At 60.8% G+C, this 23,715-nt stretch carries 22 protein-coding genes and 1 pseudogene; 13 read left to right on the plus strand and 10 right to left on the minus strand.

Annotated elements, in window-relative coordinates; all coding sequences use genetic code 11:
* Window positions 1-392 precede the first annotated feature (392 nt).
* Window positions 393-1,343 carry a magnesium/cobalt transporter CorA gene (gene corA, locus ACORQT_RS00715; protein WP_004934262.1) on the plus strand — a complete coding sequence of 317 codons (951 nt, stop codon included), beginning with the start codon at window positions 393-395 and terminating at the stop codon, window positions 1,341-1,343.
* Window positions 1,344-1,359: 16 nt separating this feature from the next.
* On the opposite strand, the gene rarD is transcribed toward corA, so the two are convergent.
* Both rarD and ACORQT_RS00725 read right to left on the minus strand, forming a co-directional pair.
* Window positions 1,360-2,247, minus strand: coding sequence for an EamA family transporter RarD (rarD, locus tag ACORQT_RS00720; RefSeq protein WP_444859303.1), 888 nt, complete (start codon window positions 2,245-2,247; stop codon window positions 1,360-1,362).
* Window positions 2,248-2,313: 66 nt separating this feature from the next.
* Window positions 2,314-2,785 (minus strand): annotated as a pseudogene (locus ACORQT_RS00725) (thioesterase family protein).
* A gap of 199 nt (window positions 2,786-2,984) precedes the next feature.
* On the opposite strand from ACORQT_RS00725, the gene recQ reads away from it, so the two are divergent.
* Together recQ and rhtC are read left to right on the plus strand one after the other, a co-directional pair.
* A complete protein-coding gene (gene recQ, locus ACORQT_RS00730) occupies window positions 2,985-4,817 on the plus strand; it encodes an ATP-dependent DNA helicase RecQ (RefSeq protein WP_046688049.1) in 1,833 nt (610 codons plus the stop codon).
* Window positions 4,818-4,829: 12 nt separating this feature from the next.
* Window positions 4,830-5,450: a threonine export protein RhtC gene (gene rhtC / locus ACORQT_RS00735; protein ID WP_033645015.1), complete on the plus strand. Its 621-nt coding sequence runs from the start codon at window positions 4,830-4,832 to the stop codon at window positions 5,448-5,450.
* A gap of 48 nt (window positions 5,451-5,498) precedes the next feature.
* Here rhtC and rhtB read toward each other — a convergent pair whose 3' ends face one another.
* Entirely contained in the window at window positions 5,499-6,119 is a 621-nt protein-coding gene (gene rhtB, locus ACORQT_RS00740; RefSeq protein WP_033645013.1) for a homoserine/homoserine lactone efflux protein, read from the minus strand.
* Window positions 6,120-6,266: 147 nt separating this feature from the next.
* On the opposite strand from rhtB, the gene pldB reads away from it, so the two are divergent.
* The gene (pldB, locus tag ACORQT_RS00745) at window positions 6,267-7,310 is read left to right on the plus strand and encodes a lysophospholipase L2 (RefSeq protein ID WP_042783452.1); all 1,044 of its coding nucleotides are present in this window, start codon (window positions 6,267-6,269) and stop codon (window positions 7,308-7,310) included.
* A gap of 4 nt (window positions 7,311-7,314) precedes the next feature.
* Complete coding sequence (gene yigL, locus ACORQT_RS00750) at window positions 7,315-8,112, plus strand: sugar/pyridoxal phosphate phosphatase YigL (protein ID WP_033652427.1); 798 nt, start codon at window positions 7,315-7,317, stop codon at window positions 8,110-8,112.
* A gap of 32 nt (window positions 8,113-8,144) precedes the next feature.
* Here the strand turns inward: yigL and glpQ are convergent, their stop codons facing one another.
* Window positions 8,145-9,224 (minus strand): glycerophosphodiester phosphodiesterase, encoded by a 1,080-nt coding sequence (gene glpQ / locus ACORQT_RS00755; protein ID WP_038874121.1) that lies wholly within the window; start codon window positions 9,222-9,224, stop codon window positions 8,145-8,147.
* Window positions 9,225-9,306: 82 nt separating this feature from the next.
* Window positions 9,307-10,662 (minus strand): glycerol-3-phosphate transporter, encoded by a 1,356-nt coding sequence (gene glpT / locus ACORQT_RS00760; RefSeq protein WP_033645009.1) that lies wholly within the window; start codon window positions 10,660-10,662, stop codon window positions 9,307-9,309.
* A gap of 364 nt (window positions 10,663-11,026) precedes the next feature.
* Between glpT and glpA the strand changes: the two genes are divergently transcribed.
* Genes glpA through glpC form a run of 3 tightly spaced genes read left to right on the plus strand, consistent with a single transcriptional unit; the run spans window position 11,027 to window position 15,130 of the window.
* A complete protein-coding gene (glpA, locus tag ACORQT_RS00765) occupies window positions 11,027-12,676 on the plus strand; it encodes an anaerobic glycerol-3-phosphate dehydrogenase subunit A (RefSeq protein ID WP_038874123.1) in 1,650 nt (549 codons plus the stop codon).
* Window positions 12,666-13,934, plus strand: a complete 1,269-nt coding sequence (glpB, locus tag ACORQT_RS00770) for a glycerol-3-phosphate dehydrogenase subunit GlpB (RefSeq protein WP_038874127.1) — start codon at window positions 12,666-12,668, stop codon at window positions 13,932-13,934. Before glpA ends, glpB begins: the two co-directional genes overlap by 11 nt.
* Complete coding sequence (glpC, locus tag ACORQT_RS00775) at window positions 13,931-15,130, plus strand: anaerobic glycerol-3-phosphate dehydrogenase subunit GlpC (RefSeq protein ID WP_033652425.1); 1,200 nt, start codon at window positions 13,931-13,933, stop codon at window positions 15,128-15,130. Before glpB ends, glpC begins: the two co-directional genes overlap by 4 nt.
* A 34-nt stretch (window positions 15,131-15,164) precedes the next feature.
* Here the strand turns inward: glpC and ACORQT_RS00780 are convergent, their stop codons facing one another.
* The 3 genes from ACORQT_RS00780 to ACORQT_RS00790 all read right to left on the minus strand — a co-directional run bounded on the left by ACORQT_RS00780 (window position 15,165) and on the right by ACORQT_RS00790 (window position 16,944).
* The gene (locus ACORQT_RS00780) at window positions 15,165-15,728 is read right to left on the minus strand and encodes a DcrB family lipoprotein (protein WP_025304887.1); all 564 of its coding nucleotides are present in this window, start codon (window positions 15,726-15,728) and stop codon (window positions 15,165-15,167) included.
* An 80-nt stretch (window positions 15,729-15,808) separates the two neighbouring features.
* Window positions 15,809-16,243, minus strand: a complete 435-nt coding sequence (locus tag ACORQT_RS00785) for a GNAT family N-acetyltransferase (protein ID WP_042783453.1) — start codon at window positions 16,241-16,243, stop codon at window positions 15,809-15,811.
* Window positions 16,244-16,284: 41 nt separating this feature from the next.
* Window positions 16,285-16,944: a 7-cyano-7-deazaguanine/7-aminomethyl-7-deazaguanine transporter gene (locus tag ACORQT_RS00790; protein WP_042783454.1), complete on the minus strand. Its 660-nt coding sequence runs from the start codon at window positions 16,942-16,944 to the stop codon at window positions 16,285-16,287.
* 221 nt (window positions 16,945-17,165) lie between these two features.
* On the opposite strand from ACORQT_RS00790, the gene tusA reads away from it, so the two are divergent.
* The 3 genes from tusA to ACORQT_RS00805 all read left to right on the plus strand — a co-directional run bounded on the left by tusA (window position 17,166) and on the right by ACORQT_RS00805 (window position 17,948).
* The gene (gene tusA / locus ACORQT_RS00795) at window positions 17,166-17,411 is read left to right on the plus strand and encodes a sulfurtransferase TusA (RefSeq protein WP_025304890.1); all 246 of its coding nucleotides are present in this window, start codon (window positions 17,166-17,168) and stop codon (window positions 17,409-17,411) included.
* A gap of 61 nt (window positions 17,412-17,472) precedes the next feature.
* Window positions 17,473-17,673 (plus strand): type II toxin-antitoxin system RelB family antitoxin, encoded by a 201-nt coding sequence (gene relB / locus ACORQT_RS00800; RefSeq protein WP_223524348.1) that lies wholly within the window; start codon window positions 17,473-17,475, stop codon window positions 17,671-17,673.
* Entirely contained in the window at window positions 17,673-17,948 is a 276-nt protein-coding gene (locus ACORQT_RS00805) for a type II toxin-antitoxin system RelE/ParE family toxin (protein WP_033645001.1), read from the plus strand. Before relB ends, ACORQT_RS00805 begins: the two co-directional genes overlap by 1 nt.
* A 59-nt stretch (window positions 17,949-18,007) precedes the next feature.
* On the opposite strand, the gene ACORQT_RS00810 is transcribed toward ACORQT_RS00805, so the two are convergent.
* On the minus strand, window positions 18,008-20,326 hold the full coding sequence (locus ACORQT_RS00810) for a zinc/cadmium/mercury/lead-transporting ATPase (RefSeq protein ID WP_042783455.1): 2,319 nt from the start codon (window positions 20,324-20,326) through the stop codon (window positions 18,008-18,010).
* Between the two features lie 680 nt (window positions 20,327-21,006).
* On the opposite strand from ACORQT_RS00810, the gene ACORQT_RS00815 reads away from it, so the two are divergent.
* Both ACORQT_RS00815 and ACORQT_RS00820 read left to right on the plus strand, forming a co-directional pair.
* Window positions 21,007-22,470, plus strand: coding sequence for a serralysin family metalloprotease (locus ACORQT_RS00815; protein WP_033652421.1), 1,464 nt, complete (start codon window positions 21,007-21,009; stop codon window positions 22,468-22,470).
* Between the two features lie 54 nt (window positions 22,471-22,524).
* The gene (locus ACORQT_RS00820) at window positions 22,525-22,902 is read left to right on the plus strand and encodes an AprI/Inh family metalloprotease inhibitor (RefSeq protein WP_025304893.1); all 378 of its coding nucleotides are present in this window, start codon (window positions 22,525-22,527) and stop codon (window positions 22,900-22,902) included.
* 40 nt (window positions 22,903-22,942) lie between these two features.
* Here the strand turns inward: ACORQT_RS00820 and ACORQT_RS00825 are convergent, their stop codons facing one another.
* Entirely contained in the window at window positions 22,943-23,569 is a 627-nt protein-coding gene (locus tag ACORQT_RS00825) for a lysoplasmalogenase (RefSeq protein ID WP_033652419.1), read from the minus strand.
* Window positions 23,570-23,715: the final 146 nt, after the last annotated feature.

Genomic DNA, 23,715 nt, shown 5'->3' on the forward strand with positions numbered 1-23,715 from the left:
TCTTGGTGGCGGTAAGCGATCGCCGCGACTTTTTCAGTACGGTTTAAGCCCCATTTCTGCTATTGATCATCGTGATGATTTGTTGCGCAATTATCCCGCCTAACGTGTTGACAGGCTTTTTCTTCTCGGCGTAACATGCGCGCACTATTATCATTGAGGACAGACGCCTTGGACACACCCAGTAGATACTGGCTCACTGACCTGCGCCGCAGGTATAACTTCTAAGGCTCTCCGTTTTTGCTGATAGCCTTCGTGGTTGTCGGCGACCCCGCAAAGTGTCGCTATGAGTCAGATCTCTTCATGGTCTGAAACAAATCGGTGATACGCATCTCCCTCTGTTTCTGTGCTTCAACGCGTTGTCCGCACCCGTTACCTTCACGGAGTTTTGGCACATGCTGAGCGCTTTTAAATTAGATAACCGCCGCTTGTCCCGTCTGGAACTGGACGACTCAGATGATCTCACGTCATCGCTGTGGGTTGATCTGGTCGAGCCGGAAGAGGGCGAGCGTGAGCGCGTGCAGAATGAGCTGGGACAAAGCCTGGCGACGCGTCCTGAACTGGACGACATCGAAGCCTCCGCCCGTTTCTTCGAAGACGAAGACGGTCTGCATATCCACTCCTTCTTCTACTTTGAAGATGCGGAAGATCACGCCGGCAACTCCACGGTGGCCTTCACCATCCGCGACGGCCGCCTGTATACCCTGCGTGAGCGCGAACTGCCGGCGTTCCGCCTGTACCGCATGCGCGCCCGCAACCAGACGATGCTCGAAGGCAACGCTTACGAACTGCTGCTGGATCTGTTCGAGACCAAGATTGAACAGCTGGCGGACGAGATAGAGAATATCTACAGCGATCTGGAACAGCTCAGCCGGGTGATCATGGAAGGGCATCAGGGCGACGAATACGACGCCGCGCTCTCGACGCTGGCGGAGCTGGAAGATATCGGCTGGAAGGTGCGTTTGTGCCTGATGGATACCCAGCGTGCGCTCAACTTCCTGGTGCGCAAGGCGCGTTTGCCGACCGGCCAGCTGGAGCAGGCGCGTGAAGTGCTGCGCGACATCGAATCCCTGCTGCCGCACAACGAATCGCTGTTCCAGAAGGTGAACTTCCTGATGCAGGCGGCGATGGGCTTCATCAACATCGAACAGAACCGTATTATCAAGATCTTCTCGGTAGTGTCGGTGGTGTTCCTGCCGCCTACGCTGGTGGCTTCCAGCTACGGCATGAACTTCGAATTCATGCCGGAACTGAAATGGTCGTTCGGCTACCCGGGCGCGATCACGCTGATGATCCTGGCGGGCCTGGCCCCTTACCTGTACTTCAAGCGCAAGAACTGGCTGTAACCCGGCGACGCCGGGCTCAGCGCAGCTTGCGCTGGGTATAGAGCGCGTCGAGGGTGAACAGGATCAGCGCCGCCCAGATAAAGCCGAAGGTCACCAGCTTGTCCTGGCCGACGGTCTCGCCGTAGAAGGTGACCGCCAGCAGGAACATCAGCGTCGGGCCGAGATACTGGAAGAAACCGAGCGTCGACAGGCGCAGCCGGGTAGCCGCCGCGGTGAAGCACAGCAGCGGCACGGTGGTGACGATGCCGGCGGCGACCAGCAGCAGGTTCAGCGACCACGGGTTGGCGCTCAGGTGGCTGGTGGGGCTGTCGGCGAACAGGAACAGATAGGCCGCCGTTACCGGCAGCAGCCATAGCGTCTCAATCAGCATGCCGGTCTGCGCGTCGATGGCGATTTTCTTGCGCAGCAGGCCGTAGAAGGCAAAGCTGAACGCCAGCCCCAGACCGATGATCGGCAACGACCCGAACTGCCAGAGCTGCACCAGCACCCCGGTGAACGCCAGCGCCACCGCCACCCACTGCATGCGGCGGAAACGTTCGCCGAGAAACAGCATCCCCAACAGCACGTTAACCAGCGGGTTGATGAAGTAGCCCAGGCTGGCTTCCAGCATATGGTGATTGTTCACCGCCCAGATGAACAGCAGCCAGTTGCCGCCGATCAACAGCGCGGTGACCGCCAGCAACAGCAGCCGTTTGCGATTTTGGCAGGCGGCGCGCACTTTAGGCCAGTTGCGGCCCAGCGTGATCAGCGCCAGCATGAAGAAAAACGACCAGATGATCCGGTGGGTGAGGATCTCATCCGCGGACACTTGCTGGATCAGTTTGAAATAAGCCGGGGCGATGCCCCACATAAAATAGGCGGCCAGGGCAAAGAAAATGCCCTGACGCGTTTGCTTTGCGTCCATGACGTCACTCTGGTGGGGAACTTAAGATGCGGTGAGTGTACTGAAGACGCTCACCGCACACAATCATCAGCCGACCAGGTAGGTGGCGGTGGCGGTCGCGATATGCAGGCCGTCGTGGTTATGCAGTTCTACGCGCGCGACGGCGACTTTGTTGCCGCTGCGCATCACGCTGGCGGAGGCGACGAAGTGCTCGCCGCGGCCGGGGCGCAGGTAGTCGACGCGCAGGTCGATGGTGCCCATGCGCGACAGCTTGGCGGCGATCTCCTCTTCGACCAGCGGCTCCAGGCGCGTCAGCACGCCGCCGGCGCAGGCCAGCCCGGCGGCGACGTCAAGCACGGCGGCGATCACGCCGCCATGCAGAATTTCCTGCGCGGCGTTGCCGACCAGCTTGCGCTGGTTGGTGGAAGCTCAGCTCGACGTAGTCATCGTCGAAGCGGCGCAGCTCCAGGCCAAGCTCGCGGTTGAACGGCATGTGGTAGACAAAAATTTCGCCGATCTTGCGGCGGGCGGCTTCCAGGGTCAGTGGTGTTGTCGACATAGCGGGTTTCCGTTTTTCTTTTGCGTTTTAAGGGAGCTAACTGGTCAGTCCAGGTTAATGGAATGTTGATTTTATGCTTAACCTTTGTTGCTTGCCAGCCCGTTTAGGCAAAAGAGTCACGCGCGCGTTGGTGTCATGCTGAACGATATTGTGTAATCATACCCGGTGGGTGTGTACCGATGAAAAAATGGGGAAGTGTGTGTCAACCGCAGCAGTGATTAACAGAGAGTTGCTGGCCGAGCAGGTATTGCGCGATACCTTCGGCTACCAGCAATTCCGTCCGGGGCAGCAAACGATTATCAATGCCGCGATCGGCGGGCAGGATTGCCTGGTGGTGATGCCGACCGGCGGCGGCAAGTCGTTGTGTTACCAAATCCCTGCGCTGGTGATGGACGGCCTGACGCTGGTCGTTTCTCCGCTGATCTCGCTGATGAAGGATCAGGTCGACCAACTGTTGGCCTACGGCGTTTCCGCCGCCTGCTACAACTCGACGCAAACCCGCGAGGAGCAGTTGGACGTCATGGCCGGCTGCCGCAACGGCACCATCAAGATGCTGTACATCGCGCCGGAGCGGCTGATGATGGAAAGCTTCCTCAACCTGCTCGATCACTGCCCGCCGGCGATGCTGGCGGTGGATGAGGCGCACTGCATCTCCCAATGGGGCCACGACTTCCGGCCGGAATACCGCGCGCTGGGGCAGTTGAAACAGCGCTTCCCGTCGATGCCGGTGATCGCGTTGACCGCCACTGCCGACGAAGCCACGCGCGGCGATATCGTGCGTCTGCTGTCGCTGCAGGATCCGCTGGTGCAGGTCAGCAGCTTCGACCGACCGAACATCCGCTACACGCTGGTGGAAAAATTCAAACCGCTCGACCAGCTGTGGCGCTTCGTGCAGGATCAGCGCGGCAAGAGCGGCATTATCTATTGCAACAGCCGCGCCAAGGTGGAAGACACCGCCGCGCGCCTGCAAAGCCGCGGGCTGAGCGTCGGCGCTTACCACGCGGGGCTGGACAACGATCGCCGCGCCCAGGTGCAGGAAGCGTTCCAGCGTGACGATCTGCAGGTGGTGGTGGCCACCGTCGCCTTCGGCATGGGCATTAACAAACCCAACGTGCGTTTTGTGGTGCATTTCGACATCCCGCGCAATATCGAATCCTATTATCAGGAGACCGGCCGCGCCGGGCGCGACGGCCTGCCGGCCGAAGCCATCCTGCTGTACGATCCGGCCGACATGGCCTGGCTGCGCCGCTGTCTGGAGGAGAAACCCGCCGGGCAACAGCTGGACATCGAGCGTCACAAGCTGAACGCCATGGGCGCTTTCGCCGAGGCGCAAACCTGCCGTCGCCTGGTGCTGCTCAACTACTTCGGCGAAGGCAAGCACGAAAACTGCGGCAACTGCGATATCTGCCTCGATCCGCCCAAGCGCTACGACGGGCTGGAGGACGCGCGCAAGGCGCTGTCTTGCGTGTACCGCGTCGGCCAGCGCTTCGGCCTCGGGTACATCGTGGAAGTGCTGCGCGGCTCCAACAATCAGCGCATTCGCGAATACGGTCACGACAAGCTGCCGGTGTACGGCATCGGCCGCGATCAAACCACGGAGCACTGGACCAGCGTGCTGCGTCAGCTGATCCACCTGGGCTTTATCACCCAGAACATCGCCATGCACTCGGCGCTGCAATTGACCGAGGCGGCGCGTCCGGTGTTGCGCGGCGAGGTGGCGCTGCAGCTGGCGGTGCCGCGCATTCAGAGCCTGAAGTCGCGCAGCAGCGCCAACCAGAAATCCTACGGCGGCAATTACGATCGCAAGCTGTTCGCCAAGCTGCGCAAACTGCGCAAGTCGATCGCCGACGAAGAAAACATTCCACCCTACGTGGTGTTCAACGACGCCACGCTGCTGGAAATGGCCGAACAGATGCCGATCAAGGCCGGCGATCTGCTGAGCGTCAACGGCGTGGGGCAGCGCAAACTGGAGCGTTTCGGCGCGCCCTTTATGGCGATGATCCGCGACCATCTCGACAATGACGAAGACTGAGGGCGATAAATCATGCTGATGCTGTTTCTCACCGTGGCGCTGGTGCATCTGATTGCGCTGATGAGCCCGGGGCCGGACTTCTTTTTCGTGTCGCAGACCGCCGCCAGCCGCTCGCGCCGCGAGGCGATGATGGGCGTGGTCGGCATTTCGCTCGGCATCGTGGTATGGGCCGGCGTGGCGTTGATGGGGCTGCATCTGATCCTGCAGAAGATGGCCTGGCTGCATCAGATAATCATGGTCGGCGGCGGCATTTACCTGTGCTGGATGGGGTGGCAACTGCTGCGTTCCGCGCGGGCGCAGCAAGCTCCGCCGGCGGCAGAGGCCCAGGTGGCGTTGCCGAAGGCCGGGCGCAGCTTTATTCGCGGCTTCTTGACCAACCTGTCCAACCCGAAAGCGGTGATCTATTTCGGCAGCGTGTTCTCGCTGTTCGTCGGCGACAGCGTCGGCGCCGGGGCGCGTTGGGGGCTGTTCTTGCTGATCGTCGCCGAGACCTTCGTCTGGTTCAGCCTGGTGGCGGTGGTGTTCGCGCTGCCGGCGATGCGCCGCGGTTATCAGCGGTTGGCCAAGTGGATAGACGGGGTGGCTGGCGTGCTGTTTACCGGCTTCGGGTTACACCTGATCTTTACCCGCTAACCGGCAGTGAAATGCCCAAGGCCGAGCAGCGATGCCCGGCCTTTTTTGTCAGGCTTTGCGGGCGGTCGCCAGCAGCCCCGCCACCAAAATGAACAGCGAACCGAACACCCGGTTGAGCAGCTGCATTTGACGCGGGGTCTTCAGCCAGCCGGCGATGCGCGTCGCCAGGGTGGCGTAACCGATCATCACCAGAATATCCACCACCACGGTGGTGACGCCGAGCACCAGATACTGTTCGGCCTGCGGCTGATGGGGCAAGATGAACTGCGGGAACAGCGCGGCGAGGAACACGATGCTTTTCGGGTTGGTCAGGTTGACCAGCACTGCGCGGCGGAACAGGCGGCGGCGCGGCATGCTGCCCGCCAGCGCATGCAGATCCAGCGCGCCGGCGGCGCGCCATTGCTGGATGCCGAGCCACACCAGGTAGGCGGCGCCCAGCCATTTCAGCAGCTCGAACGCCAGCAGCGATTGCGATATCAGCGCGCCGAGGCCGATGCCCACCAGCACGATGTGCGCGCTCAGCCCGACCTGCAGCCCGGCGATTGACGCGGCGGCGCCGCGATAGCCGTGGCTGATGCCGGTGCTCATGGTGTTGATGGCGCCGGATCCGGGGGACAGGCTAAGGATAAGCGTGGTCAGCAGGTAGGTTAACCACCAGTCCAAGGTCATGGTTCTCGGCTCCCTGAAAGTGTCGTTTTGTGCCACAATGCGCCGAGGCGGCGCCGTTTTTTGTCAGAATTGAATCACAATACGCTAGTATGATTTCTTGTGCCAGCGGTCACATTTTCCGCCGGCTCCACAGGGAAAACGCTCTCGATGACCTCGTTCACTCTCAGCTCCGATGACTGGTTAACGCGTGAAACGCAGTTCGCTGCCTTCGCCACCGGGCCGCTGCTGGATTTCTGGCGGCAACGCGAAGAAGGCGAGTTCAGCGGCGTGGACGGCGTGCCGATCCGCTTTGTGCGCTTCCGTTCCGCGCGGCATCAGCGGGTGGTGGTGGTCAGCCCCGGCCGCATCGAAAGCTACGTGAAATACCCTGAGGTGGCCTACGACCTGTTCCACAGCGGTTACGACGTGGTGATCGTCGATCATCGCGGCCAGGGGCGCTCCGGGCGTTTACTGGCGGATACGCACCGCGGTCATGTGGTAAACTTTGCCGACTACGTGGACGATTTCGAGCAGCTGTGGCTGCGCGAGGTCGAGTCGCGCGGTTACCGGCAGCGTTTCGCGCTGGCACATTCGATGGGCGGCGCGATCCTGGCGCAGTTCCTGCAGCGCCGGCCGCAGGCGTTCGACGCGGCGGCGTTTTGCGCGCCGATGTTCGGCATCCAGCTGCCGATGCCGGGCTGGCTGGCCGACCGCATTCTCGACTGGGTGGAGACACGCCCGGCGATCCGTGATTATTACGCGGTGGGCACCGGCCAGTGGCGTCCGCTGCCCTATGTGGTCAACGTGTTGACCCACAGCCGCGAGCGCTACCGGCGCAGCCTGCGTTATTACGCCGACTATCCCGAGCTGCAGGTGGGCGGGCCGACTTACCATTGGGTGCGTGAGAGCATCCGCGCCGGCCGGCAGATCATCGCGCAGGCCGGGAAAATCACAACGCCGCTGTTGCTTTTGCAGGCCGGTGAAGAACGGGTGGTTGACAACCGTTCGCACCAGGCTTTTTGTCAGGCTCTGTCAGACGCGGGGCGCCCTTGCGAAGGGGGGCTTCCGTGGGTTATCAACGGCGCACGCCATGAGATCCTGTTCGAGCGGGACGCGATGCGCGCCGAAGCACTGAACGCAATCCTGCGCTTCTTTGCTCAACACTTAGGCGGCGCGCTGCCGCCGACAACTCCATCAGAGGTTAGAACATAACGCTATGTATCACGTCGTCGCTTCCGATTTAGATGGCACGCTGCTGTCTCCCGACCATACCCTGTCGCCGTACGCCAAAGAAACGCTGAAGTTGCTGACCCAGCGAGGCGTGCATTTCGTGTTCGCCACCGGCCGCCACCACATCGACGTGGCGCAGATCCGCGACAGCCTGGAAATCAGCGCCTTTATGATCACCTCCAACGGCGCGCGGGTGCACAACACGGCCGGCGAGCTGATCTTCAGCCATAACCTGGACGGGGATATCGCCCGCGATCTGTACGGCATGCTGCACGACGATCCGCAGATCACCACTAACGTCTACCGCAACGACGATTGGTTTACCAACCGCGAAAGCCCGGAGCAGGAAGAGTTCTTCCAGGAGTCTGTGTTCAAATATCAGCTGTTCGAGCCGGGCCTGCTGGAAACCGATGGCGTCTGCAAGGTTTACTTCACCTGTGAAGACCACGAGCGGTTGCTGCAGGTGGAAGACGCCATCAACGCCCGCTGGGGCGATCGGGTCAACGTCAGCTTCTCGTTCCCAACCTGCCTGGAAGTGATGGCGGGCGGTGTGTCGAAAGGGCATGCGCTGGAAGAAGTGGCCAAGATCATCGGTTATACGCTGCAAGAGTGCATCGCCTTCGGCGACGGCATGAACGATCTGGAGATGCTGTCGATGGCCGGCAAGGGCTGCATCATGCGCGATGCGCATCAGCGCCTGAAGGATATGCTGCCGGAGCTGGAGGTGATCGGTTCCAATGCCGACAACGCGGTGCCGCACTATCTGCGTAAGATGTTCCTCTGAAATAACAAGGGCGCCTTGCGGCGCCCTTGGCATTACTTGTGCTGGCCCTGCTTCTGCAGGAACTGCACGCCCTTGTCCGGGAAGTCGGTGAACACGCCGTCGACGCCGGCCTGGTTGTAAATCACGTCATACAGTTGGTTCACGTCGGTCACGTACTTCGGCAGCGCATCGGCGCGAATGGTGAACGGATGCACCGCCAGCTTGCTGGCGTGCGCTTCTTTCACCATGTCGGTCAGCACGATGTGGCCCGGCTTGGATTTATCCGCCACCACCAGCATGTGGTAGTCCGGCCCGATGCCGTCGGCATACTGAGCGATTTTCTTCATCGCGCCCGGTTTGAACATCCAGTCATAGTCGTATTCCACCCACTTGCCGTCGGCTTTCTGCTCGTAGGTTTCCTGCCAGTCGTTGTAGGCGATCAGCTGCACCAGCTTCAGATCCATGCCCAGCTTCGGCTCCAGCTCGTTCTTGATGCGTTTGAGCTCGTTGGCGTCGAAGCACTGCAGGTAGACGTTGTCGTTCTTGCCGGTGTAACCGTACTGCTTGAGCACCGCCAGCACTTTGCTGGAGATGTCTTTGCCTTCCTGCTTGTGGAACCAAGGCGCTTTGATTTCAGGATAGATACCGATGTTTTTGCCGGTCGAATGGTTCAGACCCTGTACGAACTCGATCTCTTCCTGGAAGGTGTGGACGCGGAAGTCGGATTTGCCCATCGGGAAGCGGCCAGGGTAACCCTGTACCTTCTTGCCGTTTTCGATGTCAAAGCCTTCGGTGAACTTCAGCGATTTGATCTCCGCCAGCGTAAAGTCGATGGCGTAATAACGACCGTCTTTGCGTGCGCGGTTCGGGAAACGTTCGGCGACGTCGGTGACGCGATCGAGGTAATGGTCGTGCAGCACCACCAGCTCGTTGTCCTTGGTCATCACCAGATCTTGCTCGAGGTAATCGGCGCCTTGCGCGTAGGCCATCGCCTTCGCCGGCAGGGTGTGTTCCGGCAGGTAGCCGCTGGCACCGCGGTGGGCGATCACCACTTTGTCCGCCGCCTGCGCGGCGCTGACCATTGAGGTGGCGAGAATGATCCCTGTCAGCAGGGCTTTGACTTGAGTCCGCATTCCGTTTTCTCCGTGTTGTTGGGGGCAGGGTAGTAAAAAGGCCGCAGGGCGGCCTTTAAATCATGCAAAAGTCGTGTGACGGTTAGCCGCGCTTGCCGGCAGCGATTTCCGCGTGGTGTTTCTTCTCGTTCAGCATGGTCAGCAGCAGCAGGATAACCGCCAGCACGCCGCCGCCGATCATCACCATGAAGCCGCCGTCCCAACCGAAGAAGTCTACGGTGTAACCGACGATGGCGCTGGCCGCAACCGAGCCGCCCAGGTAGCCGAACAGGCCGGTGAAGCCCGCGGCGGTGCCGGCGGCTTTCTTCGGCGCCAGCTCCAGCGCGTGCAGGCCGATCAGCATCACCGGACCGTAGATCAGGAAGCCGATGACCAGCATACAGATCATGTCCACGGTCGGGTTACCGGCCGGGTTCATCCAGAACACCACGGTGGCGATGGTCACCAGCGTCATGAAGAACACGCCGGTGGCGCCGCGGTTGCCTTTGAACACTTTGTCCGACATCCAGCCGCACAGCAGGGTGCCCGGGATACCGGCGTATTCATACAGGAAGTAGGCCCAGGAAGACTTGTCCAGCGCGAAGTGCTTCACTTCTTTCAGGTAGGTCGGCGACCAGTCCAGAATGCCGTAACGCAGCAGGTAGACGAACACGTTGGCGACCGCGATGTACCACAGCAGCTTGTTCGGCAGGATGTACTGCATGAAGATCTGCTTGGCGGTCAGCTCTTCTTCGTCTTTTTCGCTGTAGTCGTCCGGGTAGTCGTTTTTGTACTCTTCAATCGGCGGCAGGCCGCAGGATTGCGGGGTGTCGCGCATCAGGCCGAAGGCGATCAGGGCCACCAGGATGGCGCCGAAGGCCGGCATGTACAGCGCCGCGTGCCAGTCGTTGAACCAGGCCATGCCCAGCAGGAACAGCAGCGGCGGCAGGCCGCCGCCCACGTTGTGGGCGCAGTTCCAGATGGAGACGATGCCGCCGCGTTCTTTCTGCGACCACCAGTGCACCATGGTGCGGCCGCACGGCGGCCAGCCCATGCCCTGGAACCAGCCGCACAGGAACAGCAGGACGAACATGATGGCGATGCTGGAGGTTGCCCACGGCACGAAGCCCATGAACAACATCACCGCCGCCGCCAGGATCAGGCCGGCAGGCAGGAACACTCGCGGGTTGGAACGGTCGGAGACCGAACCCATGATGAATTTGGAGAAGCCGTAGGCGATGGAGATGCCCGACAGCGCGAAGCCGAGGTCACCGCGGCTGAAGCCTTGTTCGATCAGGTAAGGCATGGCCAGGGTGAAGTTCTTACGCACCAGATAGTAGGCGGCGTAACCGAAGAAGATCCCCAGGAAAATTTGCCAGCGCAGCTTACGGTAGAGCGGGTCTACCTTATCGCTCGGCACACGGGCGATGTGTGCGGCCGGCTTAAAAATACTCAACATGAGCGCCTCCGATGGCTTTATCTGTTATCACATCAATATGACCTTTTACGTTCATTTGATGATTGAGCGGATATCGAATGTGGTGTTTTTGTGTTCCATAACGAGCGCCATTGTCATCAAATACGCCTGGTGTCGCTGTGACGAATGGCGCAATTGTTACACTTTCATGAAACCACGGCGGATTTTGAGCGATTCGTTAACGTTATGAAATAGAAAAACGTCCAAAAATCGTGATTATGATCACATTGATGGTTTTTTGTGGACATTTTTATTTCGTTTTATGTTCGTTATTGTTCCTTATCAAACAAAGACCCTAATAACCGTGGCTCAATAGGCTCATAACTACCGATCCTGAGGGAGCGACATGAGCAGCTATTTTGACGGCGGCGAAACGGATGTGATCATCATCGGCGGCGGCGCCACCGGCGCAGGCATTGCCCGCGACTGTGCGCGGCGCGGCTTGCGATGCATTTTGCTGGAGCGCCACGACATCGCCACCGGCGCCACCGGCCGCAACCACGGTTTGCTGCACAGCGGCGCGCGCTATGCGGTGACCGACGGCGAGTCGGCGCGCGAATGCATAGAAGAGAACCGCATCCTGAAACGCATCGCGCATCACTGTATCGAGCGCACCAACGGGCTGTTCATCACCTTGCCGCAAGACTCGCTGGACTATCAGCAGCAGTTTATCGCCGCCTGTCGCCAGGCCGACATCGACGCCGAAGCGATCGACCCGCAGCTGGCGCTGCGGCTTGAGCCGGCGGCTAACCCGGCGCTGATCGGCGCGGTGCGGGTGCCGGACGGCACCGTCGATCCTTTCCGGCTGACCGCCGCCAATATGCTGGACGCGCGCGAGCACGGCGCGCAGATCCTGACCTACCATCAGGTGGTGGGGTTGCTGCGCAGCGGCGATCGGGTGACGGGCGTGCGCGTTTACGACCATCAGAATCAGCGGCGCTATGAGCTGCACGCGCCGGTGGTGGTCAACGCCGCCGGTATCTGGGGCCAGCAGATCGCCGAATACGCCGATTTGCGCATCCGCATGTTCCCGGCCAAGGGAGCGCTGCTGATCCTCGGCCATCGCATCAACAACATGGTGATCAACCGCTGCCGCAAACCGGCGGACGCCGACATCCTGGTGCCGGGCGACACTATCTCGCTGATCGGCACTACCTCGACCCATATCGACTACGACCAAATTGACAACATGCTGGTGACCCCGCAGGAGGTGGACATTCTGATCCGCGAAGGGGCGCTGTTGGCGCCCACCCTGGCGCAGACCCGCATTTTGCGCGCCTATGCCGGGGTGCGGCCGCTGGTGGCCAGCGACGACGATCCCAGCGGGCGCAACGTCAGCCGCGGCATTGTGCTGCTCGATCACGCCGCCCGCGACGGGCTGGAAGGGTTTATCACCATTACCGGCGGCAAGCTGATGACCTACCGCCTGATGGCGGAGTGGGCCACCGACAAGGTATGCGAAAAGCTCGGCGTAAATAGTCCGTGCACCACCGCGCAGGACGCGCTGCCCGGATCCCGTCAGTCGGCGGAGGAAACGGTGCGCAGCGTGGTTTCTCTGCCCGCCAGCATTCGCGGCTCGGCGATCTATCGGCACGGCGACCGCGCCAGCCAGGTGCCGGCGGCCGATCGGCTCGACACCAGCCTGGTGTGCGAATGCGAGGCGGTGACCGCCGGGGAAGTGCGCTATGCGGTCAACTCGCTGACCGTCAATAACCTGGTGGATCTGCGCCGCCGCACCCGTGTCGGCATGGGCACCTGCCAGGGCGAACTCTGCGCCTGCCGCGCCGCCGGGCTGTTGACGCGCTTTAACGTCAGCACGCCGCAGCAATCCATCGCGCAGCTGTCGCAGTTCCTCAACGAACGCTGGAAAGGCGTACGGCCGATCGCCTGGGGCGATGCGCTGCGCGAGAGCGAATTCACCAGCTGGGTGTACCAGGGATTATGCGGGCTTGAAGCCCAGGCCGACCAGGAGCAGGAGGCGGATGATGCGATTTGACGTCGTGGTGATTGGCGGTGGTCTGGCGGGCCTGAGCTGCGCCATTGCCGTGGCCGAACAGGGCAAGCGCTGCGCGGTGGTCAGTTCTGGCCAGAGCGCGCTCTACTTCTCCTCCGGCTCGCTCGATCTGCTGGCGAGATTGCCGGACGGCACACCGGTCGAGATGCCGCTGGCGGCGTTGCCGCAGCTGGCGCAACAGGCGCCGCAGCATCCGTACGCCCTGATCGGGCCCGGCCGGGTGGCGGCGCTGTCCGCCGCCGCGCAGCGGCTGCTGGAACGCTGCGGGCTGAATCTGCAGGGCGAGGGGGTGAACAACCATCTGCGCATCACGCCGCTCGGCACGCGCCGCGCCACCTGGCTCAGCCCGCAAGCGATCCCGACGCTGCCGCTGACCGGCCAACTGCCGTGGCGGCGCATTGCGGTGATCGGCATCGAAGGGTTCCTCGACTTCCAACCGCAGATGGCCGCCGACGCCCTGAGCCGCGAGCTCGGCGTGCAGACGGACGTGGCCTATCTGCACATGCCGGCGCTGGACAGATTGCGCAATAACCCCAGCGAGTTCCGCGCGGTGAACATCGCCCGGGTACTGGATTTGATGGAAAGCCTGCCGCCGATGGCCGAAGAACTGCGGCGGCTGGCGGGCGAGGCCGAGGCGCTCTTCCTGCCGGCCTGTCTGGGCCTGGAGGACGACGCGTCGCTGGCGGTGCTGCAGGATGCGGTCGGCAAGCCTATCCGACTGCTGCCGACGTTGCCGCCTTCGGTGCCCGGCATGCGCTTGCATCAGGCGCTGCGGCGACGTTTCCAGCAGTTGGGCGGCGTTTTCATGCCGGGCGACAGCGTGCTGCGCGCCGAGAGCGAAGCCGGCCGCGTCACCGGTTTGTACACCCGCAACCACGGTGATATTCCGCTGCGGGCGCAGCAGGTGGTGCTGGCCAGCGGCAGCTTCTTCAGCAATGGGTTGGTGGCCGATTTCGACGGGGTGCGCGAACCGATCTTCGGGCTGGACGTACACAGCCGGGCGGATCGCGCCGACTGGAGCCGACGCGAGCTGTTCGCGCCGCAGCCTTACCTGCAGTTCGGCGTGCGCACCGACGGCAGACTGCGGGCGATGAAGCAGGGAGTGCCGTTCGACAACCTGTACGCCATCGGCGCGGTCGCCGGCGGCTACGATCCGCTGCAGCAGGGCTGCGGCGCCGGCGTGTCATTGATCGGCGCGCTGCACGTCGCGCAGCAGATCGCCGCGGAGGAGAACGTATGAGCCTGCATCGGGACCACAGCTTTGAAAGCTGCATCAAATGCACCGTCTGCACCACTTACTGCCCGGTGGCCAAAGTGAACCCGCTCTACCCGGGGCCGAAACAGGCGGGGCCGGACGGCGAGCGGTTGCGGCTGAAAGACCCGGCGCTGTACGACGAAGCGCTGAAATACTGCACCAACTGCAAGCGTTGTGAAGTGGCCTGCCCGTCCGACGTCAAAATCGGCGACATCATTCAGCGCGCCCGCGCCGACTTCGCCCAGAGCAAGCCGACGCTGCGCGATGCCATCCTCAGCCATACCGATATCATGGGATCGCTGTCGACGCCATTTGCGCCGATCGTCAACGCCGCCACCGGGTTGAAACCGGTGCGCAAGCTGCTGGACAAGGCGCTGAAGATCGATCACCGGCGCGAACTGCCGAAATATTCCTTCGGCACCTTCCGCCGCTGGTACCGGCAACAGGCGCAGGCTCAGCAGCGTTACGCCGAGCAGGTGGCATTTTTCCACGGTTGCTTCGTCAACTATAACCACCCGCAGTTGGGCAAGGATTTGGTCCGGGTGTTCAACGCGCTGGATATCGGCGTGCAACTGCTGAAACGCGAGAAATGCTGCGGCGTGCCGCTGATCGCCAACGGGTTTATCGACCAGGCTAAAAAGCAGGCCAGGGTCAATGCCGAATCGCTGCATGAAACGGTGCTGGAGCGCGGCATTCCGGTGGTGGCGACCTCATCGAGCTGCACCTTCACCCTGCGTGACGAATATCCTCATCTGCTGGACGTAGACACCACTGCGGTGCGCGATCGGGTGGAGCTGGCGACGCGCTATCTCTATCGCCTGATCAATCAGGGGCGCAGCCTGCCGCTCAAGCGCACGCCGCTGCGGGTGGCTTATCACACGCCTTGCCATATGGAGAAGATGGGCTGGACCGCCTACACCCTGGAGCTGCTGCGGCAGATACCGGGGCTGGAGCTGGTGGTGCTGGATTCGCAGTGCTGCGGCATCGCCGGCACTTACGGGTTCAAATCGGAGAACTACGCCACGTCGCAAGGCATTGGCGCGCCGCTGTTCCGACAGATAGAAGAGAGCGGAGTGGATCTGGTGGTGACCGACTGCGAGACCTGCAAGTGGCAGATCGAAATGTCCACCAGCAAACGCTGCGAACACCCGATCACCCTGCTGGCGCAGGCGTTGGCATAAAGACTCAGGGGCCGGCGAACCGGCCCCTGCGGGATTACTGCTTCAGTTTCAGGGTGGAGATGATGCCTTCGGCCTCAGTCTGCGCCTGCTGCTGGTTGTCCGCCGGCAGCGTCACCTGAATGGTCAGCATGTTGTTGTTCAGCGAACCGATCAGGACGGAAGAATAGGCTTTCTCGCCGCCGCTGGTGATGATGCTGTCCAGCTGACGCAGCGGCACACCGTTGACGTCGAGCGCTTTGTTGGTGATCACCTGCAGGTTGGCGTCACGCGCGCGCTGGGTGTTCTCCAGGCGCTTGGCCAGAGTCTCCAGGCTGTCGGCGGTCTTGTCGCCCAAGATGACGATCACTGCGCGCTGACCGGTGCTGTCTGCGTAAACATGCATGTTGTTGGCCTGGTTGCCCAGCTTGCCGCTCTGATCCGCCATGCCGACCGGCAGGGTGAACGCCAGTTTACCGTCCAGCAGGCTCACCTGCTGCCCGGCCGGCGCGCTGGCCGCCGCGCCGTCTGGCGCTGCCTTGGTGTCTTTGGTGTTGCCGTCGCAGGCCGCGAGGCCAAGCGCCAGCAGGCTGATACCCATCAATTTCGCTACTTTACGCATCGGGCTTCCTTCTTCCTTTCCGGTAGGGATTCACTGTCGTATCGCAACCTATTCCAGGTTGAAATGCAAGGCAGATGTTGTCACAAGTTTTTTTCCAGTAATAGCCGATAATCAGCCACTTCGCCTTTCTTTTCCAGATGAACAATCTGATAGTGATGGGCGAGCAGCATCGTCAGCATGGCGCGGAACCGGTTACGGGTTTTGACCGTCAGTTGGCGATAGCCTTGCGCCCGCGCCCAGCGCTCTTGTTCGGCCAACAAGGCCTGCGCCACGCCGTGGCGACGGAATGCCGGCAGCACGCCGCCCAGCCAGCTGTAAAACACCGTTTCCTGCCGTTGATAACCGAGTTTGAAACCGGCCGGCTGTCCGTCTATCTCGGCGATCAACAGGCTGGCGGGGGCGGCGCCGATACGTTGCTGCAGAACGGCCAGGCTGTGCAGGCCGCCGAATTCGGGGATGCGTTGGTAAAGGCGGTGGATTTCTTCGAGCGTGGCGGTGCGGACGATTGGGGTCATGAGCGGCCTCCAAAGGATAAGGCCGCCCAGAATAGCACGGCTCAGCTCGGCTGCAGGCTGCCGCTGCGCGCCGCGATGCGTTTGAGCAGCATGTTCAGCAACACGCCGTACATCGGCAGGAAGAACAGCAGGCAGATCATCACCTTGAAGCTGTAATCCACCAGCGCGATCTCCACCCAGTTGTTGGCCATGAAGGGATCGCTGCTCTTATAGAAGGCGATGAAGAAGAACGCCAGCGTATCGCTGATGTTGCCGAGGAACATCGCCGCCGCCGGCGCCACCCACCAGGCGCTGCGTTGACGCAGGCGGTTGAAGACGTGTACGTCGAGGATCTGGCCGAGCACATAGGCCATAAAGCTGGCCACCGCGATGCGCGCCACGAACAGGTTAAAACTGCTCAGCGCGGCGAAGCCCTGCCATTCTCCCTGATAGGTGACGGTGGAGATCACGTAGGAGATGAACAGCGCCGGCACCATCACCGCCAGGATGATGCGTCGCGCCAGCGGCGCGCCGAAGATGCGCACGGTCAGATCGGTCGCCAGAAAGATAAACGGGAAGGTAAAGGCGCCCCAGGTGGTATGGAAGCCGAAAACGCTGATCGGCAGCTGCACCAGGTAGTTGCTGGAGGTAATGATGGCGATATGAAACAGCGAAAGCCAGACCAACGCCGTGAAGCGCTGCTGTGCGGTAAACGAATACATACTTGTAGCCTTTTTAGCAGTGGGGTGAGGGAACCCAGTGTGTCTTGTCAAAACAGCAAAAAACGCTGCGCGGCGGCATGATACGCGTTTGCGCAACCAATGCAATGGTTAAATTTAACGCAAACGTTAACGCATCTTGCGCAGAAAAACTACCGGCGTAAACTAGGCGCTAATGAGATGCGGCGAGCGTTCGCCGATCGTTTTTGAACGAGAAAAATTGCATGACTGACTTATTTGCCCAGGCAGACCAGACGCTCGACGCGCTGGGGCTGCGTTGCCCGGAACCGGTGATGATGGTGCGCAAAACCGTGCGCCATATGGACAACGGCGAAACGCTGCTGATTATCGCCGACGATCCGGCCACTACCCGCGATATCCCGGGGTTCTGCCGCTTTATGGAGCACACGCTGGTGGCGCAGGAGACCGAGCAGGCGCCATACCGTTATCTGTTACGGAAAGGTGTATAGTTTTTAATCGTCTCGTAAGATAAGCTCCCTGCGATTGGGGAGCGTTAGAAAGGGACAAACGATGATGAGTATTTTACTACTGCCTACGGTTGCCAAGATGGAAAATGAGGAACACACACAGGGCTATGAGCGCTGGTTTCTTGAAAGAGTTCAGGAAGCCATGGATGAGCCGTGGCCCGGTATTCCTCATGATGACGTGATGGCTGAAATGGATGCTGTTATCGCTGCTGCAGAAGCCAGGATCAACGCGAAGCAGGCATAATGCTCAACATCGAATGGACTCGAGCCGCACGTCAGGATCTGGCGGAGATTGTGGGATTCATCGCCAACGATAACCCTCTGGCAGCCAGAAAAATGAAGGTTCTCATCATGGAGGCCGTCACTCCCGCCGCCAGGCATCCTCGAATTTTCCGGCGTGGTAGAGTGGACGGCACGCATGAAATCCCCTTGCATCCCCATTATCTCCTGATTTACCAGGTGCTGGAAACTCACATCCGGGTGTTGCGGGTATTACATACGCGCCGACAATATCCTTAGTATCTTCGCTGCAATCGATAATGGCGGGTTCCCATTGAGGAACCCGGCCTGGCGTCACGTTATTGGCGCTTTCTCAACAGCCGCAGCGCGTTGGCGGTGACCAGCGCGGTGGCGCCGGAGTCCGCCAGCACCGCCAGCCACAGCCCGGTTAACCCCAGCAGGCTGGTGATCAGAAAGACCCCTTTCAATCCCAGCGCGATGGTGATGTTTTGCCGGATATTGGCGTGGGTGGCGCGCGAGATGCGGATCATTTCCGCGACGCCCACCAGCCGGTTGTGGGTCAGGGCGGCGTCGGCGGTCTCCAGCGCCACGTCGGTGCCGCTGCCCATGGCGATGCCGATGTTGGAGGCTTTCATCGCCGGGGCGTCGTTGATGCCGTCGCCGATCATCGCCGTCGGGCGCAGTTCGTTCAGCTCGGTAACCGCGGCGACCTTATCTTCCGGTAACAGACCGGCGCGATAGTCGAGGCCCAGCTCGCCGGCGATCGCCGCGGCGGCGCGCGGGTTGTCCCCGGTCAGCATCACGCCGCGAATACCGAGCTCGTTCAGTTCGGCTATCGCCTGTTTGGCGTCGCTGCGTAGCGTATCACGCAGCGCCAGCAAGCCGATGGGCGCGCCGTTTTCCAGCACCACCACCGCCGTTTTACCGGCGTTTTCCAACTTGTCTACCTGGCTCTGCCATTGGGTGGCGAGCAGGCCCGGCGCCAGCTTGCCCGGCGCGCTGATCAGCACGGTCTTGCCGTCCACGATCCCTTCCACACCGACCCCGGCCAGCGCGCGGCGCGCCTGCGCCAGCGGCAGCTCAGCCCCGCTGGCGGCGGCGCGGTTAATGATCGCTTGCGCCAGCGGGTGATGCGAACCGGCCTCTACCGCGGCGGCAAGCTGCAACAGCCGTTGTTCGGTCAGCGCGCCGATGGGCAGCACGTCGGTGACCGTCGGCTTGCCTTCGGTCAGGGTGCCGGTTTTATCGAAGGCGATGGTTTGAATCTGGCCCAGTTGCTCCAGCGCCGCACCGCCTTTAATCAGCGCGCCGCGCCGCGTGGCGGCCGCCAGCCCAGATGTGATGGCCGCCGGCGTCGAGATCACCAGCGCGCATGGACAGCCGATCAGCAGCAGCGTCAGGCCGCGATAGATCCAGGTCTCCCACGGCTGCGAGAACAGCAGCGGCGGCACCAGGATCACCGCGACGGCCAGCAGCATGATGGCCGGGGTGTAGTAGCGGCTGAAGCGATCGAGGAAGCGTTCGATCGGCGCGCGGCGCTCTTCGGCCTCTTCAATCAATTGCAGAATGCGGTCGATGGCGTTTTTGCCGGGCTCTGAGATCACCTTCATCTGTGCCGCCTGATCGACGGACAGGCTGCCGGCGGCCACTTTTTCCCCCCGTTGACGCTCGACCGGCACCGATTCGCCGGTCAGGGCGCTTTCGTCGAAGCTGGCGAACGGATTGAGCAGCTCGGCGTCGGCCGGCAGACGCCCGCCGGGCGCGATTTCAATCACGTCGCCGGGGCGCAGGCTGGCGACCGGCACGCGTTTGCGTTCCGTGCCTTGCAGCAGCAGCGCATCTTCCGGCACCAGCTCCATCAGCGCCTTCACCCCGCGCCGCGCACGGTTGGCGGCGTAGGATTCCAGCAGCTCGCCAACCATAAACAGCAGTAGCACCATCGCCGCCTCGGCGGTGGCGCCAATGAACAGCGCGCCGATGGCCGCCACGCTCATCAGCGTTTCGATGGCGAACGGCGTGCCGGAGCGAATCAGACGCAGCGCCTTGGCGGCGACCGGCGCCAACCCGACCAGCGTGGTGGCGATAAAGGCGATGCGACCCAGCTCCGGGTTAATCCGATCCAGCACCCAGCTGACCACCATCAGGGTGGTTAACAACAGCAGCGGCGCAAATTCGCCGAAGCGCGAGGCTTTTGGCGCGGCATCTTTGGCGGTCTGAGCGCCGAGCAGGGTAAAACCGGCCTGGGCGACCGCGTCCTGGATCCGCAGGCTGATATCGGACTGTGCGTCGACCACCAGTTTTTCGGTGGCGAACAATACGCGTGCGCTGTCAACGCCGGGGAGCGCGGTGACGGCATTTTCGATTTTCTTGGCGCAGCTGGGGCAGTCCATACCGGTGACTTTCCAGCTGAAACGTTGGCTGCCGGAAGGGGGAGCGGCGGCCAGCCTGTCGCTTTCCTCGTCCGGATCGTCGTGGGCGGCGGCGCAGCAGCCGCTCTCGCCATGATCGTGATGGTGATGGGCGTGTTCGGTCTGCGCAGCGGCGTTTTTCGGCTCGCTGCTGCAGCCATGCTGGGTTTTGCTGTGGCTGTGGTTGCAGCCGCATCCGCCTTCGGCGTGGTGATGTTCCTGATGATTATGATTTTGCTGATTGTGCATAACGTCCCCCTTCGGGCAGTTAACCGGGTTTGCTCAGCTGACTCTACACCCTGGAGTCCACTCCAGAGTCAAGCGCCGGATGAGAATTATTGCTAACGGCATTCAGGCGTTATGGGGGGATTCATTCAATAATGAATAATGCGAATTTTAATCTATCGCTTTTTCTTATTACCTATTTCGAGAAAAAGTCTCGCCGCCGTTAGTTTAAATAAGAAAATAATATTCCTATAGAAACTAAAAAGTCGCCCGGTCTAATAATAAAGAGTTATTTATCTATAACGCGTTAGCAAAATTTATCTTTTGGCGCCTAATTAGCCAGCATGATTCGCTTGTGTCTGCAAGCCGCATTGCTATTGAAGTTTGGTGCCAACTTCTCCTATCTAAGTTTCATTTGTTTTGTAAATAAGCGCAAAAAGTAGCATAACAAGCTTTCGTTGCGATAATAAATGGTTGATTATTTTATGTGCAGTTTTGCGGTCCTGCCTATAATTGGAATCGATTACCATTTTTAATGGTGATCTTATTTGCTGATATATATGCATTAATTCTACCAAACACACTGCCGGTAACGGCGCATAAGCCCCTTCCAGCAAGCTTAAGGTTCATTAACCGTGGCTTACGGGGAGGTTATGTCTATCTGTCTGATTGATATCAATCAGGTAATGAGTGGAATCGAACCAATGCAATCTACTAAAAAGGCAATTGAAATTACTGAATCCAACTTCGCGGCCGCCACAACCGGCTACGATGCTGTAGACGACCTGTTGCATTATCATGAGCGGGGCAACGGGATTCAGATTAATGGCAAGGATTCATTTTCTAACGAGCAAGCTGGGCTGTTTATTACCCGTGAGAACCAAACCTGGAACGGTTACAAGGTATTTGGCCAGCCGGTCAAATTAACCTTCTCCTTCCCGGACTATAAGTTCTCTTCCACCAACGTCGCCGGCGACACCGGGCTGAGCAAGTTCAGCGCGGAACAGCAGCAGCAGGCTAAGCTGTCGCTGCAGTCCTGGGCCGACGTCGCCAATATCACCTTTACCGAAGTGGCGGCCGGACAAAAGGCCAACATCACCTTCGGTAACTACAGCCAGGATCGTCCCGGCCACTATGATTACGGCACCCAGGCCTACGCCTTCCTGCCGAACACCATTTGGCAGGGGCAGGATCTGGGGGGCCAGACCTGGTACAACGTCAACCAGTCCAACGTGAAGCATCCGGCGACCGAAGACTACGGCCGCCAGACGTTCACCCATGAGATTGGCCATGCGCTGGGTCTGAGCCACCCGGGCGATTACAACGCCGGTGAAGGCAACCCGACCTATCGCGACGTCACTTATGCGGAAGACACCCGCCAGTTCAGCCTGATGAGCTACTGGAGCGAAACCAACACCGGTGGTGATAACGGCGGTCATTACGCCGCAGCTCCGCTGCTGGATGACATTGCCGCCATTCAACATCTGTATGGCGCCAACCTGTCGACCCGCACCGGCGACACCGTGTACGGTTTTAACTCCAACACCGGTCGTGACTTCCTCAGCACCACCAGCAACGCGCAAAAACTGATCTTTGCGGTGTGGGATGCGGGCGGCAACGATACCTTCGACTTCTCCGGTTACACCGCTAACCAGCGCATCAACCTGAACGAGAAGTCGTTCTCCGACGTGGGCGGCCTGAAAGGCAACGTCTCGATCGCCGCCGGTGTGACCATCGAGAACGCCATTGGCGGTTCCGGCAACGACGTGATCGTCGGCAACGCGGCCAATAACGTGCTGAAAGGCGGCGCGGGTAACGACGTGCTGTTCGGCGGCGGCGGGGCGGATGAGCTGTGGGGCGGTGCCGGTAAAGACATCTTCGTGTTCTCTGCCGCCAGCGATTCCGCGCCGGGCGCTTCAGACTGGATCCGCGACTTCCAGAAAGGGATCGACAAGATTGATCTGTCGTTCTTCAACAAAGAGGCGCAGAGCAGCGATTTCATTCACTTCGTCGATCACTTCAGCGGCGCGGCGGGTGAAGCGCTGCTGAGCTACAACGCGTCCAACAACGTGACCGATTTGTCGGTGAACATCGGTGGTCATCAGGCGCCGGACTTCCTGGTGAAAATCGTCGGTCAGGTAGACGTCGCCACTGACTTTATCGTGTAACGCAGCAACGGAGCGCCCGGCGCAGTCTCGGCCGGGCGTGATGTGGGAGCCGGTATGAAAGGTACTTTAACGCGCGCCGCCCTGGCGGCGGGAGGCATGATGGTGACGAGTGCGGTGATGGCCGGCAGTCTGGCGCTGCCGACCGCGCAGTCGCTGGCGGGGCAATGGCAGGTAGCCGACAGCGAACGGCAATGCCAAATCGAGTTTCTGGCCAATGAGCAAAGCGAGACCAACGGCTACCAGCTGGTGGATCGGCAGCGTTGTCTGCAAAGCGTATTTGCGGCCGAGGTGGTGGGCTGGCGCCCGGCGCCGGACGGCATCGCCCTGCTGCAGGCGGATGGCAGCACGCTGGCGTTCTTCTCGCGCGACGGCGATCTGTACCGCAATCAACTGGGTGCGGGTGATGCCCTGACATTGAAAGCGCTGGCTTGATGAAGAAACGGGTTCGGCGCGCCGAACCCGCGGCAGGTCTCTACAGGTAGAGCGAACGCACGATCAGGAAGTGGCCGGAAAAGTAACAGAAAGCCACGATGGCGTCCGCCGCGCGGAAGGTGAAGCGGTAGCGGTTGAGCAGCCAAACCACGTTGGCCAGCAGCAGCAGCGAGGTGCCGGTCAGCAGCGAGAAGCCGAAATCGGTGCTGCGCAGGAAATATTGCTCGCCCGCCAGCCAGACCATCAGCAGCGTCATCGCCACATAGGTGACGATCGGCCAACGCATCTCTTCCAGCCGGGTCCAAAGGGTGGCCAGCAGCAATGCGCCGATCGCCAGCAGCGCCAGCGGCAGCGGCCAGAACAGACTGAACGTCATCTGGCTGGCGAAACTCAGGGTGTACAGCAAGTGGGACAGGAAAAAGGCGCCGATGGCGTACAGCACCCGCTCGCGCGGCAACAGAAGCAGCGCATCGCCGATCAGCGTTGCCAGCAGGCCGAGTACGATCAGATAACCCGCGGCGCTGAGCACCGGCGCCTGCCAGGCCAACAGCAACAACAGCAGCAGCGTGACGGGTTTGAACACCCAACGCTGCCAGCGCGGCCCACGGTAAGAGGCGTCGACGAACAGCCAACCGGAAAAGAATACGGCAAGGAACGGCCAACTCATTTATGTCTTCCTTATGTAGGAGGGAGCTGCAACCACCGGCTCCAAACTGTCACCCATGTCACTTCTTCATTTCAGTGTAGGTAGCCTGCCGACGATCGACAATGCTTTCTTGAGAATGCTATGTTTACGCCGATTTGACCGTGAAG

The sequence above is a fragment of the Serratia sp. (in: enterobacteria) genome (genome assembly GCF_052400455.1).
Taxonomy (GTDB): Bacteria; Pseudomonadota; Gammaproteobacteria; order Enterobacterales; family Enterobacteriaceae; genus Serratia; species Serratia ureilytica.

Coding starts and splice junctions, on each gene's coding strand:
- glpA (WP_038874123.1), top strand. CDS start 11,027: ATGAGCAGCTATTTTGACGGCGGCGAAACGGATGTGATCATCATCGGC.
- yigL (WP_033652427.1), top strand. CDS start 7,315: ATGTATCACGTCGTCGCTTCCGATTTAGATGGCACGCTGCTGTCTCCC.
- ACORQT_RS00805 (WP_033645001.1), top strand. CDS start 17,673: ATGCTCAACATCGAATGGACTCGAGCCGCACGTCAGGATCTGGCGGAG.
- ACORQT_RS00815 (WP_033652421.1), top strand. CDS start 21,007: ATGCAATCTACTAAAAAGGCAATTGAAATTACTGAATCCAACTTCGCG.
- tusA (WP_025304890.1), top strand. CDS start 17,166: ATGACTGACTTATTTGCCCAGGCAGACCAGACGCTCGACGCGCTGGGG.
- ACORQT_RS00785 (WP_042783453.1), bottom strand. CDS start 16,243: ATGACCCCAATCGTCCGCACCGCCACGCTCGAAGAAATCCACCGCCTT.
- corA (WP_004934262.1), top strand. CDS start 393: ATGCTGAGCGCTTTTAAATTAGATAACCGCCGCTTGTCCCGTCTGGAA.
- ACORQT_RS00780 (WP_025304887.1), bottom strand. CDS start 15,728: ATGCGTAAAGTAGCGAAATTGATGGGTATCAGCCTGCTGGCGCTTGGC.
- glpB (WP_038874127.1), top strand. CDS start 12,666: ATGCGATTTGACGTCGTGGTGATTGGCGGTGGTCTGGCGGGCCTGAGC.
- ACORQT_RS00810 (WP_042783455.1), bottom strand. CDS start 20,326: ATGCACAATCAGCAAAATCATAATCATCAGGAACATCACCACGCCGAA.
- ACORQT_RS00825 (WP_033652419.1), bottom strand. CDS start 23,569: ATGAGTTGGCCGTTCCTTGCCGTATTCTTTTCCGGTTGGCTGTTCGTC.
- pldB (WP_042783452.1), top strand. CDS start 6,267: ATGACCTCGTTCACTCTCAGCTCCGATGACTGGTTAACGCGTGAAACG.
- relB (WP_223524348.1), top strand. CDS start 17,473: ATGATGAGTATTTTACTACTGCCTACGGTTGCCAAGATGGAAAATGAG.
- ACORQT_RS00790 (WP_042783454.1), bottom strand. CDS start 16,944: ATGTATTCGTTTACCGCACAGCAGCGCTTCACGGCGTTGGTCTGGCTT.
- glpC (WP_033652425.1), top strand. CDS start 13,931: ATGAGCCTGCATCGGGACCACAGCTTTGAAAGCTGCATCAAATGCACC.
- glpQ (WP_038874121.1), bottom strand. CDS start 9,224: ATGCGGACTCAAGTCAAAGCCCTGCTGACAGGGATCATTCTCGCCACC.
- glpT (WP_033645009.1), bottom strand. CDS start 10,662: ATGTTGAGTATTTTTAAGCCGGCCGCACACATCGCCCGTGTGCCGAGC.
- rhtB (WP_033645013.1), bottom strand. CDS start 6,119: ATGACCTTGGACTGGTGGTTAACCTACCTGCTGACCACGCTTATCCTT.
- ACORQT_RS00820 (WP_025304893.1), top strand. CDS start 22,525: ATGAAAGGTACTTTAACGCGCGCCGCCCTGGCGGCGGGAGGCATGATG.
- rhtC (WP_033645015.1), top strand. CDS start 4,830: ATGCTGATGCTGTTTCTCACCGTGGCGCTGGTGCATCTGATTGCGCTG.
- rarD (WP_444859303.1), bottom strand. CDS start 2,247: ATGGACGCAAAGCAAACGCGTCAGGGCATTTTCTTTGCCCTGGCCGCC.